Raw genomic sequence first — 16728 nt, 5'->3', positions numbered from 1 at the left:
CTCAAGATCAAGCTGTGGGCGCATCTTGCAGCGCTTCGTCAAGTTCCTTGAAGCTGGGCCGAAGGTTATGGGGAAGGGTCTTGCGCGCGAATTCCACCGAGACCTGTGGGGCGTAACCCTGCATGTGACCGATCAGTGCGGCTTTGATACAGCCATAATATTTGCCATCGGAATCAACCGTGTTCTTGATGATCGATGCGGTCGGGCCAACAAAACCGTATGCACCAAGAATACCAAGGAACGTACCGACAAGGGCAGCTGCGATCAGGCCGCCGAGAATTTCAGGCGGTTCGGTCACCGAGCTCATGGTGACAATCACGCCAAGAACCGCGGCAACAATACCAAGTGCCGGAAGGCCATCGCCCGCGGTCTGAACGGCTGATGCAACGGCATGTTCTTCTTCGTGGTGGGTGTCGAGTTCCTGATCCATCACCGCCTCGAGCTCATAGGCGTTGGTGGTTCCCAAAGTCAGCAGGCGCAGATAATCACACATGAATTCCATCGCGTGATGATCTTTCATCAGATTCGGGAAGTTGGAAAACAGGCTGGAACTTTCCGGGTTCTCGACATGGCTTTCAAGCGCCAGATCACCCTTGGATTTGGCCAGACGGAAAATGGCATAAAGGCATATCAGGAGTTCCAGATATGCGGCCTTTTTCTTGGGGCCCTTCATGGCGCGCAGGGTATAGGTGAATGATTTTTTGACGATGCCAAGCGGGTTGGCTGTCAAATATGCACCGAATGCTGCGCCGAAGATGATCAAGACTTCAAGCGGTTGTACGAGAATGCCAAAGTCGCCATGCGGCAGATAGCCACCCAGGACAGAGCCGATTACGACGATATAGCCAATGATCAAGAACATTCTTTTTTCTTCTCCGCTAGCCCAAGCCAGATACCTGAACGATCAACCCCGAGTTCATTGAAACATCTGTCATCTGCGGCACTGCAAAACATGTTTCTGATATCTGTATGCTCTTATTAAGTTTTAATCTTATTAACATCGCGTTTAAATTAGCTGCGAGTTAGGTTTGACAGCGGGATGATTAGACGCCATTTTCCCCAAGCTCCATTCAGCGTGCGTCAACCATCCATATTTGTATACGAGAGCTGCCTTCAATATGTCTTTCTCTGCGCGCGATTTTCGCGATTGCCTTGGTCAATTCACAACCGGTGTTGCTGTGGTAACCACCCGCGCTGCAGACGGTGCAAAAGCCGGCATTACCATCAACAGCTTTGCTTCGGTCTCACTGGATCCGGCACTGGTTCTGTTTTCGGTTGATCACCGTGCGGCAACGCATGCGCTGTTTACCGGGGACGCAAAGAGCTTTTGCATCAATATCCTGAGCCAAAGCCAACAGCAGGTCTCCGAGCTGTTTTCCGCACCGGGGCAGGATGGCTGGGATCGCGTGGCCTATGAAGATGACAGTCTTGGCATGCCGCGCCTGACAGGAAGTGTTGCGGCACTGACCTGCGAACGTCATGCCCTGCATGAAGGCGGCGATCACAGCATCATCGTCGGCCATGTCCGCGAACTGGTGATGGGAGAAACCGGTGCGCCGTTACTTTATTATGGCGGTCGGTATCGCAGCCTGGGTGACTGATCTGCTGGCGATCATGTGATCGGGTTTACACAGAAAAAGGGCCGCGGTGACATACCGGCGGCCCTTTGTCGTTTGGCAGTCGATCAGGTCAGGCCTGATCAATCGAGTGATGTGTTGCCAAGTAGGCGCCCGCCAAATCCCGCCTTGATCAGGCGTTCGATAACCTGCTGGGCATGGACGGTATCGCGGACTTCCAAAACCATATCGACGTCGGTCTGTTTTGCCGGCACGTCATAGAAATGACGCTGGTGATAGACTTCGATGATATTGGCTTCTTCTTCGCCGATCAGCGAACTGATGGTTGCCAGCGCACCCGGCACATCGGGAATTTCAATACGAACGCGAACAAGACGTCCCTGACGGGCCATACCGCGCATCAGCACCTGGGCAAGAAGGCGGGTATCGATATTGCCGCCGCTGACAATCAGGCAAACTTTCTTGCCCTTGAATTTCTCGGGATGGTCAAGCAGGGCCGCAAGCGGCGCCGCACCGGCACCTTCGACCACGCTTTTTTCAATCTCGATCAGCATCTGGATCGACCGTTCGATACTGCTTTCATCAACCAGTACGACGTCGTCGAGCTTTTCCTTGCAGATTTCAAGCGTCATACCACCAGGCTGTTTGACCGCAATGCCTTCGGCAATGGTGACACCGCCGCCGGTATATTCTTCGCCGCGAATGCCCTCATACATGCTGGGATAAAGCTTGGTCTCGACACCGATAATCTCGATATCCGGGCGGCGCGATTTGACAGCCGTTGCCACCCCGGACGCCAGGCCACCACCGCCAATCGGCACGACAATGGTATCGATATCGACATTTTCGTTCAGTATTTCGAGCCCGACCGTACCTTGGCCGGCAATGATATGGGCATCGTCAAACGGGTGGACAAAGGTCAGGCCGCGCTCTTTCTGAATGCGTCCGGCGGCCTCAAGGCTTTCGGCGAATACATTTCCGGTCAGGACAACTTCCGCCCCGTGGGATCGCGTATGGTGGACCTTTGTAAAGGGGGTGTTTTTGGGCATGACGATGGTTGCCGGAATGCCAAGCCGCTTGGCGTTATAGGCAACACCCTGGGCATGGTTTCCGGCCGAAACGGCGATAACGCCGTTTTCGCGTTCTTCGGGCGTCAGGCTGGCAAGTTTGACATAGGCGCCACGTTCCTTGAACGAGGCGGTATATTGCTGGTTTTCAAGTTTAAGATAAACTTCTGCCTGACAAATGCTTGAAAGCGTAAGTGATTTTACCAGTGGTGTTTTGGCGACAATGCCATCAAGCAAGCCGGATGCGCGTACAATATCGTGATAGGAAACAGTCATAATTTCCATGCTCCTGCGGCCACCATCGGTGTGATGTGGTGGCAATAATATCATGTGGTGGGTGAATAACGGTAGTTAACCGGACCTGTCATCCGCAGATGACAGGGATCACATTCGCAGGTCGGAAATCCCCATAATCATGGCCATCGCACCGGCACGAAGCGTCGGACGGGAATGCGATGAAAGGATGTCAGTATATGCAGACATAGCCATGTTCTTTCTGGGTTAAAGATGTGTTTTCAAGCGGCAGCTTTGCGGATAAGTCGCCCAAGGTCAAGTGCCGCAATAGAAAAACCGGGTTGCGTGTACCGCAACCCGGCCAAGTGGAACGCCTGGTTTGGGGATCGGGCGTTATTCCATATTCAGAATGACGGTTTTCTTGTAGGTGAAATGTTCAAGCATGCTTTCAAGCGATGCTTCCTTGCCAAGCCCCGACAACTTGATGCCGCCATAGGACAGGTTCGGCTGAACAACAAGGTTCTGGTTGACCTGAACAAAGCCCGCTTCAAGGCGCTTGGTGGCGACAAGGGCGGTTTTCAGATCCGTGGTCCAGACCGTCGCCGCAAGGCCAAAGTCGCTGTCATTGGCCAGTTCAAGGGCTTCTTCAAAGGTCTTGAATTTGAAGACACAGGCAACCGGGCCAAAGATTTCTTCGCGGGCGATCCGGGCATTCGGGTTAACATTGGTGAAAATTACCGGACGGACAAAAAGACCGTCGGAAAGTTCGGCGTCCGCGGGAAGGGCGCTGAGCTCGTGCTTGGTTGCACCTTCGTTTTCCCCGATATCGATATAGCCGCATACCTTGTCGAACTGTTTGCGGTTGATGATGGTGCCGATATCGGTTTCTTCATCAAGCGGGTTGCCCATTTTCAGGGTATTAACCTTGTCAATCAGTCGCTTGACGAACTCATCATGAAGTTTTTCGTGAACCAGCATGCGTGACGATGCGGTGCAGCTCTGACCCTGACGGGTGAAGCGCATGCCGCCGATTGCGCCGGCAACCGCCTTGTCGAGATCGGCGTCATCCATCACGATCATCGGTGACTTGCCGCCAAGTTCAAGGGTGACCGGGATCAGCTTTTCGGCAGCGGCCTTATACACCGTGCGACCGGTTTCAACCGATCCGGTGAACGAAACCTTTTTGACATCCTTGTGTTCCACAAGCGGACCACCGCAAGACGGGCCAAAGCCCGACAGGATGTTCAAAACGCCAGCCGGAAGAATTTCCTGCATGATCTGGCAGACGCGCAGCACGGTAAGCGGCGTGTCTTCGGCGGATTTCACGACAACCGTGTTACCGGCAACCAGCGCCGGGGCAACCTTGATCGCCATCAGAAGCAGCGGGACGTTCCAGGGAATGATGGCGCCGACCACACCAACGGCTTCGCGGGTGGTCAGGGTCATCATGTTGGGGTTAAAGGGAACGGTTTCACCTTTGAGTTCCGAGGCAAGCCCGCCAAAGAAGACAAACATGTCGGCCAGAACCGATGCTTCGACACGGCTTTCAGTGCGCAGCGCCTTACCCGATTCAAGGGCGACCAGTCGTCCGAGTTCCTCTGTATGGGCCATCAGGACGCGACCGCATTCGGCAACTAGCTTGCCACGTTCACGAGCAGGGCGTTCTGCCCAGTCTTTCTGAGCTTTCTTGGCAATATCAACTGCAATTGCCACATCGTCGGCATCGCCGTCGGCTGCCTGACCGATAACCTTGCCGGTGGCCGGGTTGATGACGTCAAAAGTCTTGCCGTTTTTGGGTGCAACAAGTTTGCCATCAATCAGGTGGTGGCCGGAGAGTTCCGTCGCCAAAGACATCGGATCAAGGTTCGGTTCGAAAGGCATTTCAGGCTCCCTGTGGGTTGTGTGTGGTTGCGCTTTTTTGCGTGGGGCACACGATATTGGTTATTCGGTATTGGTTTACCAAATTATCGACAGGATGCCGCAATATCAAGATCAATTCGTGTTTACAGGCATGACAGTTTCGCAAAGGGCTGATAACCTTGTCGTGCAAAAAGGCCAGCCCGGCGGCGGTACGTGTCTGGGCGCCAGCATTTCGCAAACGATGGAGTATTTATGCCACGTCATTTCGATACGACGTTCGATGTTGTTAAGGAACTCAAGCCTTCCTATCCGGTTTATTGTCTCAGACCCAATATTCTTCGAGAAACAGCGCAGCGCTTTGTCGAAATGTTCCCGGGCGACGTCCTTTATGCCGTGAAATGTAATCCGCATCCCGAAGTGATGCGCTATCTCCATGAAGGGGGTGTTCGACATTTCGACACGGCATCGCCAGAAGAAATTTCGCTGGTACGTCGCCAGTTTCCGGGCATGAAGGCCTATTTTATGCATCCGGTCAAAAGCCGCGATGCCATCCGGAATGCGCATCGTGTGTATGGCATTGATCACTATGTCATCGACACGATCGAAGAGCTCGAGAAAATCCGCGAAGAAACCGAAGGCGACAAGAACCTTGTCATTCATGTGCGCCTGGCAACGCCCCCGGCCGGGGCGACCTATAACCTGTCGGCAAAGTTTGGCGCGCGTCCGATGGTCGCAGCAGAGCTTCTTAAAAAGGTTGATGAATACGGATATGAAGCCGGTCTTTGCTTCCATGTCGGGTCGCAATGCACCACGCCGAACGGCTATCGGATCGCGGTTGAGCTGATCCGCCAGGTTGTCGATTTCTCCGGTGTTCAGGTCAAACATATCGACGTCGGTGGCGGTTTCCCGGGCCAGTATATGAACCAGCGCGGTGCCAGCCTTGAAGAATTCATGGACGAGATCAAGGATTGCATTCGCTGGCTTGATATGCCCGAAACGACCTTTATGTGCGAACCGGGTCGGGCACTTGTTTCAAGTGGCATTTCCTTGATTACCCAGGTTCACCTGCGTAAGGAAGATACCCTGTTTATCAATGACGGTGTGTATGGAAGCCTGTCTGAAACCGTGACGGGGCAGCTTCGCTATCCGGTGCGGCCCATGCGGATCAATGGTGAATTCATCGAAGATGAAACGCTTGATTTCACTATTTATGGCCCGACCTGCGATAATATGGATGTGTTGCCAGCGGCTGTTTCCCTGCCGGCGGACATCCGCGAAGGGGACTGGATCGAATTTGGCCATATCGGGGCCTATAGCAACGCACTTGCGACCCATTTCAACGGGTTCTTCCCGGAAATGCAGGTCACGGTTGGCGAAGCATTCCCGTTCGTGGATGGCGAATTCCCCTATGTGGCCTGACCGCGCACCAAGTTGCGACGGTTAATTGATTACCGTGCGGGTAAGCAGTTTCTCTGCTTACCCGTTTTTTTTGTCGTGTCGTGTTTGGAAAATATCATTATCGGTAAAAAGGTACTTGTTTACCGATAATGATTGATTGCACTATGTTGCCCGCATTCGGAACCGGCAGGTGACCTGTCGGCCAAAAGACCAATCTTCGGGGAAGCAATACAGTGACCAACAGCCTTTTCATGCGTATCCGTGACCGGTTTCCAAAAGACCTTTCGTCGGTTCTGATCGAAACACCGACCGGCAAGACATACAGCTATGCCGACGCGGATTCGGCATCGGCGCGGATTGCCGGTTTGTTGACGTCACTTGGTGCGCGCAAAGGGGATCGGGTGGCTGTTCAGGTCGATAAATCGCCCGAGGCACTGTTCCTGTATCTGGGGTGCATCCGGGCTGGCCTGGTTTACTTGCCGCTGAACACCGCCTACCAGGCCGGGGAACTTTCATATTTCATGGGCAATGCATCACCGGTGGTGTTTGTTTGTCAGCCCCAGCGATTGGAAGAAGTCACCGCAATCGCCAAGGAGCAGGGGGTGACCCATGTTCTGACACTTGGTACCACAGGTGATGGCAGTCTGATGGATGGTGCCGCCGGACAATCCGGGCAGTTCGCGCCTGTGGCCTGTGCCGATGATGATCTGGCCGCGATCCTTTATACGTCGGGCACCACGGGAAAACCCAAAGGCGCAATGATGACCCAGATGAACCTGTGGTCCAATGCGGCAACGCTTGAAAAGCTGTGGGGCTTTACCGGGGATGATACCCTTTTGCATGCCTTGCCGATTTTCCACACCCACGGGCTTTTCATCGCCTGTCACTGTGTGATGTTGTCGGGCTCAAAGATGTTCTTCCTGCCGAAATTTGACCGTGACGAGGTCATGGCGCTTTTGCCGCGCAGTACGGTGATGATGGGTGTTCCAACATTCTATGTGCGATTGCTGGCAGAAGATGACTTTGATGCGGATGTTACCGCTAACATGCGCTTGTTTATATCGGGATCCGCCCCGTTGTTGCCAGAAACTTTCACTGCGTTCAAGCAGCGCACAGGCAAGGCTTTGCTGGAACGTTATGGCATGACGGAAATGGGGATGGCGACGTCGAACCCGCTGGACGGGGAGCGTATTGTTCATACTGTTGGCCCGGCACTTCCCGATGTTGAAGTCCGCGTTTGTGATGGGGACGGTAACGTTCTGGGAACCGACGAGATCGGCGTTCTTGAAGCGCGCGGACCGAATGTTTTTGCCGGTTACTGGCAGATGCCGGAAAAAACAGCAGAAGAGTTTCGCAAGGACGGCTTTTTCATTACCGGCGATATCGCCAAGATCGACGACAAGGGCTATGTCCATATTGTCGGACGGGCCAAGGATCTTGTGATTTCTGGTGGCTTTAACGTGTATCCTAAAGAAATCGAAACCCTGATCGATAAAATGGAAGGGGTTGTTGAAAGTGCCGTGATCGGTGTTCAGCATCCCGACTTTGGCGAGGCGGTTGTCGCCATAATCGTTCCGACCCGAAAGGACGCCCTGTCAGAAGATGGGGTAATTAGCGCCATCAAATCGCAGCTTGCGAACTTCAAGGTGCCCAAGCGGGTGTTCTTTGTCGAAGAACTGCCGCGCAATGCGATGGGCAAAGTCCAGAAGAATGTCCTGCGCGATGACTATAAGGGCCTGTTTGCCAACTAGGCCGTTGCACAGCCACGATGTTGAGGCCGCATGAGTGCGGACGTGGCTGGATACTGACGATCCTGAAATGCGGACAAAGAAAAACCCCGGCAGATGATCTGCCGGGGTTTTTCTCAAGGACGCTACGGTCGTGGCTTAGCGACCGAAAGCAACACGGTGTGCTACATCGTCGATCATGTCGCGGTTCAGACCGATGTCAGCCAGTTCGCGCGTATCAAGTTTACGCAGCGCAACCTGGGTCTGGTACTGAACGCGAAGAGCGCGAAGGAAAGCGAAGATTTTAGTTACGATCATTTCATCACCTATTTCAAACCGGCCGTTTAACACGGCGTCTATTCAGATAACCGGCATGTTCTCACCGAAGGTATTCCGCGAAGGAATAGTTAACTGGTTTGACGTGTCGGTTTGTTTACAATGTATCGAATGATCATCTGCTTGATGGCGCATTTACCAGTCGATACGTCCTATTCATTTGGTGAAGGCAATCTACGTCTGATTGTTGTGTTAATCCAATGCGTTTTTTGCATGGCAGCGGCTTGGAAAGCGCAGAAAGTCACCAAATTGCAATGAATTGGCGATAATACGGTTACATGAGGCTTCTTTTGCAATTTTAATTGCTATGCTAATGGTGCATGGCTAATGAAATTGCGTGACGCGTATCGGTTGATTTTGGCAGTTGCGCGCATTTAACAGGAATTGGGATGTATTTGGGGTCGCAATCAGCCGGAAAAGACCGTAACTTGCGCGACCAAATGCACGAACAGGAGAACTGACCATGAGCATCAATCGGCCGCGTTTGAATTTTACGCAGGCAATCGACGCATATTTGCAATATGCGCCGCGATTGCCGCAAGTGCAGGCTGATGCTGTTCCGGCGAAAACCGACTATGTCGAAAATCTTCTGGCGATTGCCGATCAGTTTGATCTGATTGTGTTTGACGCGTTCGGCGTTCTCAATAGCGGCCCGACGGCCATCCCCGGTGCTGTAAAAACCATCGCCACGCTTCAGGAAGTGGGCAAGAAGATTGCCGTTGTCACCAACGATGCGTCCAGTTCGGCAGAGGCCATCCTTGCCCGCCATCGCAAGCGCGGATTTGATTTTGACAACAGCAACCTGATCAGCAGCCAGCAATTCATTGCACCCCTGATGCATGAACATGCCGACATTACCCATTGGGGGGCAATGGCCCCGGCGGACTGGCCGTTTCATGTATTGCCCGACACTGTCGAGCCGCTTGGTGCAGACCGCGCACTCTATGACCGTGTTGATGGTTTTCTGTTGATTGATTCGGAAAACTGGTCAGATCAGCAGCAGGAAATGCTGGAACAAAGCCTTGCGGCCAATCCGCGGCCAATTTTGGTCGGTAATCCGGATATCTGTGCACCAATGGGGGACTTCCTGTCCGTGGAATCGGGCTATTTCGCCCATCTGGCGGCGGATGCATGCGGGGTGATGCCCCAATGTGTCGGTAAACCGTATCATCACGTGTTTGAAGAAGTTCTGCGTCGCCACCCGGATGTCAGCCGTGATCGCGTTCTGATGGTTGGCGATACGGTGCATACGGATGTCCTGGGCGGTCTCGCATCGGGGATCAAGACGCTTCTGGTGCATCAGGGGGGATTCCTTGATGGTCAGGATATCGAAAATGTCTTTGCCAAATCCGGTCTGCGGCCACATTTCTGCGCGCGTGCAATCGGCCATGGTATCGCCGATCCGGTCAGCGAAGCTGTCTGTTGTGCCTGATCATCTGACTTTATGATCTCGGGAAATGCAAAAGGGCCTCGGTTGAGGCCCTTTTTTGTGTTCTGGATCGGGATTGCGTGCCGTGGTTTATCCTTCAAGCGCCTCGGCGACTTCAATGGCGCTATAGGTCAGAACCCCGGATGCGCCCGCACGTTTGAAGCATGAAAGTGTTTCAATCGCGCAGCCGATATAATCCAGCCAGCCATTCTGGCCCGCAGCCCGCAACATAGCATATTCCCCCGATACCTGATAGGCAAAGACCGGTACGCCAAATTCCTGACGCACGCGATAGAGAACATCGAGATACGGAAGGCCCGGTTTGACGATGACCGAGTCTGCGCCTTCTTCGAGGTCATAGGCAACTTCACGCATCGCTTCGTCGCTATTTGCAGGGTCAAGCTGATAGGTTTTCTTGTCTGCCTTGCCCAGCGCGCTTGCAGAACCGATGGCGTCACGGAACGGTCCATAGAAAGAGGACGCATATTTCGCGGAATAGGCCATGATCTGAACGTTCTTGAGACTTTCGCCTTCAAGTGTTTTGCGGATCGCACCGATGCGGCCATCCATCATGTCGGATGGCGCGACAACGTCACAACCTGCCTGGGCCTGGACAAGAGCCTGACGGACCAATGCTTCGGTGGTTTCGTCATTCAAAATCTGACCATCGACGACGATCCCGTCCTGACCGTCGGAATTAAACGGATCAAGGGCGACATCGGTGATGATGCCGATATTGGGGCAGGCATCCTTGATCGCCTTGGTCGCACGGCACACGACATTGTCGGGGTTATAGGCTTCGCGCGCGTCCTTGGTTTTAAGGTTCGCTTCGATATAGGGAAACAGTGCCAGGGCAGGGATGCCAAGTTTTTCTGCATGTTTGGCGGTTTCGACCAATACATCGACAGACTGGCGTTCAACGCCGGGCATGGACGGGATCGGGGTTCGCTGGTTTGTGCCATCAATCACAAAGACCGGCAAAATCAGATCATGTGCGGTCAAGCGGCTTTCCGCGACCATGCGACGGGACCAATCGGACATGCGGTTACGACGCTGCCGGGTGCTGGGAAATGTGCCATAGGCGAATTTGTTGGCCATGATCTGTACTCTGTTCTGTGAGGCGGGGCGAACCTTGGATCCTGCCCGTGGAGTGGACAGGCCAATTTATGGGGCAGATTTCATGCGCAATCAACCATTGCTGGCGAATTGCAGCCGTGCACGCATGGTCAGAAGGTAAACCGGGATGATCAGGGCAAGGAAGCTGGCGGTGATGGCAAATGCTGTGACCAGTCCGGCCACCTGGCCGATTGCGCCAATAATCGGCGGCCCAGCCATGATTGCCGAATAACCGGTGGCCGCGATGATCGACACCACCGCACCGCCACCTTTGCCCGTGGCCTTTGATGCTGCCGACAGCAAAAGCGGAAGAATAACCGCAAGCCCGGTGCCGGCAATGCCGCACCCGATCCAGGCCACGATATAATGTGGTGACAGGGCGATGATAAAGGTGCCAAGGGATGCCAGAACCGAGCTTGTCAAAAGAACCGGTGCACGGCCGAATTTCATCACCAGTGCATCGCCCGACAACCGGGTTGCAGCCATTGCGCAGGAATAAATGGCAAAGCCGACAGCGGCCATGGTCGCACCCGATGACAGTTCGCTATTCATAAAGACTGTTGCCCAATCGGTAATGACGCCTTCGCCGAATTGCCCGATAAAGGCACAAACACCGAACGGAAGCAGCATGAGGAACATGGGGCGGTCCTTTTGCGCGCCGGACATTCCCGCATTGCCGGTAGCAGCATGGTCTGCCGTTTCCTGATTGTCCTGCAAGATGGCGATTGCATCCCGGTCGGGCAAAAGTTTGGTTTGGGCAATGATATGGGCGATCAGAAAGACCGAAAGAATGACGGGCAGGTGGTAGCTGTTATCAAAGGGCAGGGCGAACCATGCTGCGGCAATCCCGGCACCGGCAAAGCCGCCAAGGCTCCAGCAGCCATGAAGGCCTGACATGATGCTGCGTCCTTTGACCCGTTCGACATTCAGGCCATTGGCATTCATTGCCACATCAAGAAACGCACCGGAAAATCCAAGGGCAAACATCGCAACAGAGATACTGACATAAGATTGCATGAAAACCGGAATGCCAACCGCGATGAAATAGGCCAGCCCGGAATAGCGCACGACCAGCTCGCTTCCGATGCGATCGGAAAGGCGGCCGGCGATCGGCATCACGGCAAGCACCCCAATGGCAGCAGCCAGCAGAATACCACCCAGTTCGTCATGACCAAGGCCAAGCCGTTCCTGCACCAGGGGGATATGCGGCACCCAGCTTGAAAAGGCAGCGCCATGCAAAAAGAAGATGGTGCGTACCCGGTTATGGGGCTGGGAATAATTTTGCATCTTTGGTGGCTCCGGTCACTGGGCGTTTGGGCAATCAGGCCTGAACAACGTTCATTCCGCGCTTGGCATAGTTTTTGAGATATCCGGCCGAAAGTTTGCGACCTGTTACAAGGTGGGATATCGCATCAATATCACACACCCGGAATGGCAGGCTGGTTTCAAGTTTGTCGGCTGTGGTGACAGCGATGATTTCGGCGGATTGGCTGATCATTGCGGCCTTTGATGCGCGTTCATCGGGGTGGCTGGTGGACAGTCCCGACTCAGGATGCAGGGCACAGGTCCCGAGCAATGCCAGATCTGCATTATATTTGCGGATTTCATCAATTGTGGTCGGTCCACAGACGACCATGTCATTTTTCAGAAGCGTACCGCCCAGCATGATAACCCGGGCGTTCGGGTGGGCGGCCAGCTCGACGGCAATCATCGGGTTGACGGTAATAACCGTGCCGCGAAAGGACGGTTTGAGGTGCCGTGCCACTTCGCAAATGGTGGTGCCACTGTCAAAAAATACCACGGCGTCATCCGGGATCAAATCGCGGGCGGTTTTCTGGGCAATAGCCGTGCGTTCGGGCTGAAGATCACGTGCGCGTTCTTCATAGGTTTCGCTTGGCTTGTTGGGAAGCACCGCGCCACCATGGATGCGGCGTAGCTGTCCTTCGTCTTCAAGCTGGCGCAAATCGCGGCGGATGGTATCAAGGGATGCATGAAACAGGGCAGCCAGATCATGAATATGAACTGTTCCCATGTTTCGCAGCAGTTTCAGGATTTCATCCTGACGGGTGATGACGCTCGACATTTTGGTGCCTGTTTTGCATGTTGTGCATGTTTTGCCGATTTCATCTAGGCCTGTTTGTGAATTTGGTCAATGAAAAACCGGTCGAACGTTGGTTCGACCGGTTGCAGATGACGTCGCAAAGTTTAGCAAGATCAGGCTTTATCAAGGGCCTGTGTCAAATCGGCCAGAATATCGTCAATATGTTCAATGCCGATGGACAGCCGGACATAACCGTCAGTCACGCCTGATGACAGACGATCCTGTTCCGACAGCTGGCTGTGAGTCGTCGTAGCCGGATGGATGGCAAGTGATCGCGTATCACCGATATTGGCGACGTGATAGAACAGCTCAAGCGCGTTGATGAATTTCTCACCGGCGTCTTTGCCACCCGCCAGTTCAAAGCCCATCAGTGACCCGTACCCACCTTTAAGATAGCTGTCTGCACGACGGCGGCTTTCACCGTCCTGTTTGCTGGGATGGATGACCTTGGTGACTTTCGGGTGTGATGCCAGGAAGTCGGCAACCTTGTTGGCATTCTCGCAATGACGTTCCATGCGCAGCGGCAGTGTTTCCATGCCCTGGATGGTCTGGAATGAATTGAACGGGGATGCAGCGGCACCGATGTCACGCAACAGCGTGCAGCGCAATTTGATCGCATAGGCAACCGGGCCAATCGGTTTGACTGCCTGCGTCCAGACCGCACCGTGATAGCTGGGATCAGGTTCGTTCAAAAGCGGGAAGCGTTTGGCATGTTTTTCCCAGTCAAATTTGCCGGAATCGACCACAACACCACCAACCGACGTGCCATGACCAGCAATGAATTTGGTGGTCGAATACATTACGATGCTTGCGCCATGTTCGATCGGTTTGCAGATGACCGGGGCAGCCGTGTTATCGACAATCAGCGGAATGCCAAGCGCGTCACCGATGGTGGCAACTTCGCGGATCGGGAAGACCTGCAATTTCGGGTTCGGCAGGGTTTCTGCATAAAAGGCACGGGTCTTGTCATCGGCGAGTTTGCGGAAGCTTTCCGGGTCAGCCGGATCTGCAAAGCGCACTTCGATGCCCATTTGCTTGAATGTATTGGCAAACAGGTTCCAGGTCCCGCCATACAAATCTGTCGAGCTGACAATATTGTCGCCGGCCTGTGCGATATTCAGCACGGCAAAAGTCGATGCCGCCTGACCCGAACCAAGTGCAACCGCAGCAGCGCCGCCTTCAAGGGCGGCAATGCGCTGTTCAAGCACATCATTGGTCGGGTTCATCAGGCGCGTATAGATATTGCCAAGTTCCTTAAGCGCGAAAAGGTCGGCGGCATGCTGGGTGTCGCGGAACTGATAACTGGTGGTCTGATACAGCGGAACCGCAACAGACCCGGTGGTCGGGTCGGCGCGATAGCCTGCATGAAGAACAATGGTTTCCGGTTTCGTGGACGACATGATGTGTTTCCCTGATTTATTGTGGTTCCTGACGCGGAGAAGGTAAGCCGACAGCACCATCATCAGCAAGAAACATTTGGTGAAAACAACTACGGGAATGCACGTAAACGGTGTGATTTTTTAATATTGTGATAATTCGGTACTGTTATACCGAATGAATTGACAAGAGGGTGTTTTCACGTTTACGTAAAGGGAAAACAGATAAACTTCAGAGGCGGCGATCCAATGGAATTCAACCTGTCTGACGATCAGCAGGCATTTGCCCAGGCTGCGCGTGATTTTGCCCAGAACGAAATGGCACCTCATGCGGGTGAATGGGACGCAAAGCACATTTTCCCCGAAGAAACCCTGCGCAAGGCAGCAGAGCTCGGCTTTGCCGCGATCTATACGCGTGAAGAGTTCGGCGGAACCGGGCTTGGCCGTCTGGATGCGGCTGTCATCTTTGAAGAACTTGCGGCGGCGTGCCCGTCTACTGCGGCTTATATCTCGATCCATAATATGGCGTGCTGGATGATCGATAGTTTCGGATCGGACGCGCAGCGCAAAACATATCTGCCCAAGCTTGTGTCGATGGAACATTTCGCAAGTTACTGCCTGACGGAGCCGGGCGCGGGGTCAGATGCCGGATCGCTTCGGACCAGGGCGGTTCGTGATGGCGATCATTATGTCCTTAATGGTGAAAAGGCGTTCATTTCCGGCGGATCACGCAGCGATATATATGTTGTTATGGCGCGTACCGGCGATGACGGCCCGAATGGCATTTCGACCTTTATCATTCCCAAGGACACTGACGGGCTTTCATTTGGCAAGCTTGAAGAAAAGATGGGCTGGAACAGTCAGCCGACATCCGCCGTTATCTTCAGCAATTGCAAGGTGCCGGTCGAAAACCGTCTGGGCGAAGAGGGCGAAGGTTTCAAATTTGCCATGAAGGGGCTGGATGGCGGGCGGCTGAATATTGCGGCCTGTTCGATTGGCGGCGCCCGTGCTGCAATGGAACATGCCCGCGATCACATGAAAGTCCGCAAGCAGTTTGGCAAAAGCCTTGATCAGTTTCAGGCGTTGCAATTCAAGTTCGCCGATATGGTAACTGAGCTCGAAGCAGCGCGCCTTATGCTGCACAAGGGTGCATGGAAGCTTGATCACAAGGCCGATGATGCAACACAGTTCTGTGCCATGGCAAAACGTTTTGCCACCGATATCGGGTTCGAAGTCTGTAACCAGGCGCTGCAATTGCATGGCGGGTATGGCTATATTCGCGAATATCCGATCGAACGGCTGTTGCGCGACCTTCGTGTTCACCAGATCCTTGAAGGAACCAACGAAATCATGCGGCTGATCATTTCCCGTGCCGCTTTGAAAGACTAGGTCATGAATAACACGTCTGATACCCAAGCCACTGTTGCCGACGCGCCCGTGCTTTTTTCCCAACAAGGTGCAATCGGGCAGATCGTTCTTAATCGCCCGCGTGCGCTTAATGCGCTTGATCTTGTGATGGTCGATATGATGATGGGGCAACTCAAATCATGGGAAACCGATCCGTCGATCAAGGCCGTTGTGATCGAAGGTGCCGGTGAAAAGGCCTTTTGTGCCGGCGGCGATATTCGCGGTCTTTATGATGCGCGCAAGAATGATGACGAAGATCTGCTTGATGCCTTTTACCGGCACGAATATCACCTTAATCATTACATCGCCAATTATCCCAAACCCTATGTCGCATTGATGGATGGCATCACGATGGGCGGCGGGGTCGGTGTTTCGATACACGGCATGTTCCGGGTGGCGACTGAGCGGACCCTGTTTGCAATGCCTGAAACCGGAATTGGGTTTTTCCCCGATGTTGGCGGTGGCTATTTCCTGCCACGATGCCCGGGGCAGATCGGCATGTATCTTGGCCTGACCGGTGCGCGGATAAAGGCCGCGGACTGCCTTTATGCAGGTCTTGCAACCCACGGCGTTGCAACCGACAAGCTTGACAGTCTTAAAGCCGATCTTGCGGCGGCGTCCTATGAGGGTGATGCAAAGGCGGTGGTTGCAGATATTCTCAAGCGCTATGAAACGGCTTTTGGTGATGCGCCGCTTGCGACCATTCGCGATGATATTGACCGGACGTTTGCCGGTGACAGTGTTGTTGCAATCTTTGAGGCGCTTGAACGTGAAGAAACCGCGTTTGGCAAGGAGACCCTTGATGTTCTGGCGGCAAAGTCACCGACGGCACTGTGCGTCAGCTTTGACCAGATCCGTCAGGGGCGTGAGATGACGCTGGCTTCGGTTCTGAATATGGAATACCGGATGTCACAACGAATGGTGCGCAAGCCCGACCTGTTTGAAGGGGTGCGGGCCGTGATCGTTGATAAGGATCATGACCCGAAATGGCAGCATGGCGATATCGGCCAGGTCGATCCGCGTGAAATTGCCGAGTATTTCGAGCCGCTTCCGGCGGAAAAGGAACTTAATCTTTAAAATGATCCGGACCATTCTATGGT

Annotated in this window: 14 protein-coding genes; 6 read left to right on the top strand and 8 right to left on the bottom strand. The window is 53.8% G+C overall.

Going from position 1 to position 16728, the window contains the following annotated elements; all coding sequences use genetic code 11:
* Positions 1-7: 7 nt before the first annotated feature.
* Positions 8-862 (bottom strand): flagellar motor stator protein MotA, encoded by an 855-nt coding sequence (motA, locus tag CU041_RS07255; protein WP_068518997.1) that lies wholly within the window; start codon positions 860-862, stop codon positions 8-10.
* 256 nt (positions 863-1118) lie between these two features.
* Here motA and CU041_RS07250 point away from each other — a divergent pair, with 256 nt between their 5' ends.
* The gene (locus CU041_RS07250) at positions 1119-1601 is read left to right on the top strand and encodes a flavin reductase family protein (protein ID WP_101246290.1); all 483 of its coding nucleotides are present in this window, start codon (positions 1119-1121) and stop codon (positions 1599-1601) included.
* A 98-nt stretch (positions 1602-1699) separates the two neighbouring features.
* On the opposite strand, the gene CU041_RS07245 is transcribed toward CU041_RS07250, so the two are convergent.
* Both CU041_RS07245 and CU041_RS07240 read right to left on the bottom strand, forming a co-directional pair.
* Positions 1700-2920, bottom strand: a complete 1221-nt coding sequence (locus CU041_RS07245; protein ID WP_101246461.1) for a threonine ammonia-lyase — start codon at positions 2918-2920, stop codon at positions 1700-1702.
* A 351-nt stretch (positions 2921-3271) separates the two neighbouring features.
* The gene (locus tag CU041_RS07240) at positions 3272-4759 is read right to left on the bottom strand and encodes an aldehyde dehydrogenase family protein (RefSeq protein ID WP_101246289.1); all 1488 of its coding nucleotides are present in this window, start codon (positions 4757-4759) and stop codon (positions 3272-3274) included.
* 231 nt (positions 4760-4990) lie between these two features.
* On the opposite strand from CU041_RS07240, the gene CU041_RS07235 reads away from it, so the two are divergent.
* Complete coding sequence (locus CU041_RS07235) at positions 4991-6157, top strand: type III PLP-dependent enzyme (RefSeq protein ID WP_068519001.1); 1167 nt, start codon at positions 4991-4993, stop codon at positions 6155-6157.
* Positions 6158-6369: 212 nt separating this feature from the next.
* On the top strand, positions 6370-7887 hold the full coding sequence (locus CU041_RS07230; RefSeq protein ID WP_101246288.1) for a malonate--CoA ligase: 1518 nt from the start codon (positions 6370-6372) through the stop codon (positions 7885-7887).
* 135 nt (positions 7888-8022) lie between these two features.
* Here the strand turns inward: CU041_RS07230 and CU041_RS07225 are convergent, their stop codons facing one another.
* The gene (locus CU041_RS07225; protein ID WP_082817820.1) at positions 8023-8181 is read right to left on the bottom strand and encodes a DUF1127 domain-containing protein; all 159 of its coding nucleotides are present in this window, start codon (positions 8179-8181) and stop codon (positions 8023-8025) included.
* 481 nt (positions 8182-8662) lie between these two features.
* On the opposite strand from CU041_RS07225, the gene CU041_RS07220 reads away from it, so the two are divergent.
* Complete coding sequence (locus CU041_RS07220; protein ID WP_101246287.1) at positions 8663-9631, top strand: HAD-IIA family hydrolase; 969 nt, start codon at positions 8663-8665, stop codon at positions 9629-9631.
* A gap of 87 nt (positions 9632-9718) precedes the next feature.
* Here CU041_RS07220 and hemB read toward each other — a convergent pair whose 3' ends face one another.
* The 4 genes from hemB to CU041_RS07200 form a co-directional block, all read right to left on the bottom strand.
* Positions 9719-10726, bottom strand: coding sequence for a porphobilinogen synthase (hemB, locus tag CU041_RS07215; RefSeq protein ID WP_068519004.1), 1008 nt, complete (start codon positions 10724-10726; stop codon positions 9719-9721).
* A gap of 90 nt (positions 10727-10816) precedes the next feature.
* A complete protein-coding gene (locus tag CU041_RS07210; RefSeq protein WP_101246286.1) occupies positions 10817-12031 on the bottom strand; it encodes an MFS transporter in 1215 nt (404 codons plus the stop codon).
* 34 nt (positions 12032-12065) lie between these two features.
* Positions 12066-12827: a DeoR/GlpR family DNA-binding transcription regulator gene (locus CU041_RS07205; protein WP_101246285.1), complete on the bottom strand. Its 762-nt coding sequence runs from the start codon at positions 12825-12827 to the stop codon at positions 12066-12068.
* Between the two features lie 131 nt (positions 12828-12958).
* Positions 12959-14245, bottom strand: coding sequence for an O-acetylhomoserine aminocarboxypropyltransferase/cysteine synthase family protein (locus CU041_RS07200; protein ID WP_101246284.1), 1287 nt, complete (start codon positions 14243-14245; stop codon positions 12959-12961).
* Between the two features lie 225 nt (positions 14246-14470).
* On the opposite strand from CU041_RS07200, the gene CU041_RS07195 reads away from it, so the two are divergent.
* Together CU041_RS07195 and CU041_RS07190 are read left to right on the top strand one after the other, a co-directional pair.
* Positions 14471-15610, top strand: coding sequence for an acyl-CoA dehydrogenase family protein (locus tag CU041_RS07195; protein WP_101246283.1), 1140 nt, complete (start codon positions 14471-14473; stop codon positions 15608-15610).
* 3 nt (positions 15611-15613) lie between these two features.
* The gene (locus tag CU041_RS07190) at positions 15614-16705 is read left to right on the top strand and encodes an enoyl-CoA hydratase/isomerase family protein (RefSeq protein WP_101246282.1); all 1092 of its coding nucleotides are present in this window, start codon (positions 15614-15616) and stop codon (positions 16703-16705) included.
* Positions 16706-16728 lie beyond the last annotated feature (23 nt).

The organism is Thalassospira povalilytica, from assembly GCF_002844235.1.
GTDB classification, from domain to species: domain Bacteria; phylum Pseudomonadota; class Alphaproteobacteria; order Rhodospirillales; family Thalassospiraceae; genus Thalassospira; species Thalassospira povalilytica.
Note: the sequence above shows the minus strand (reverse complement) of the source record. Positions and strands in the feature narration are given on the sequence as shown.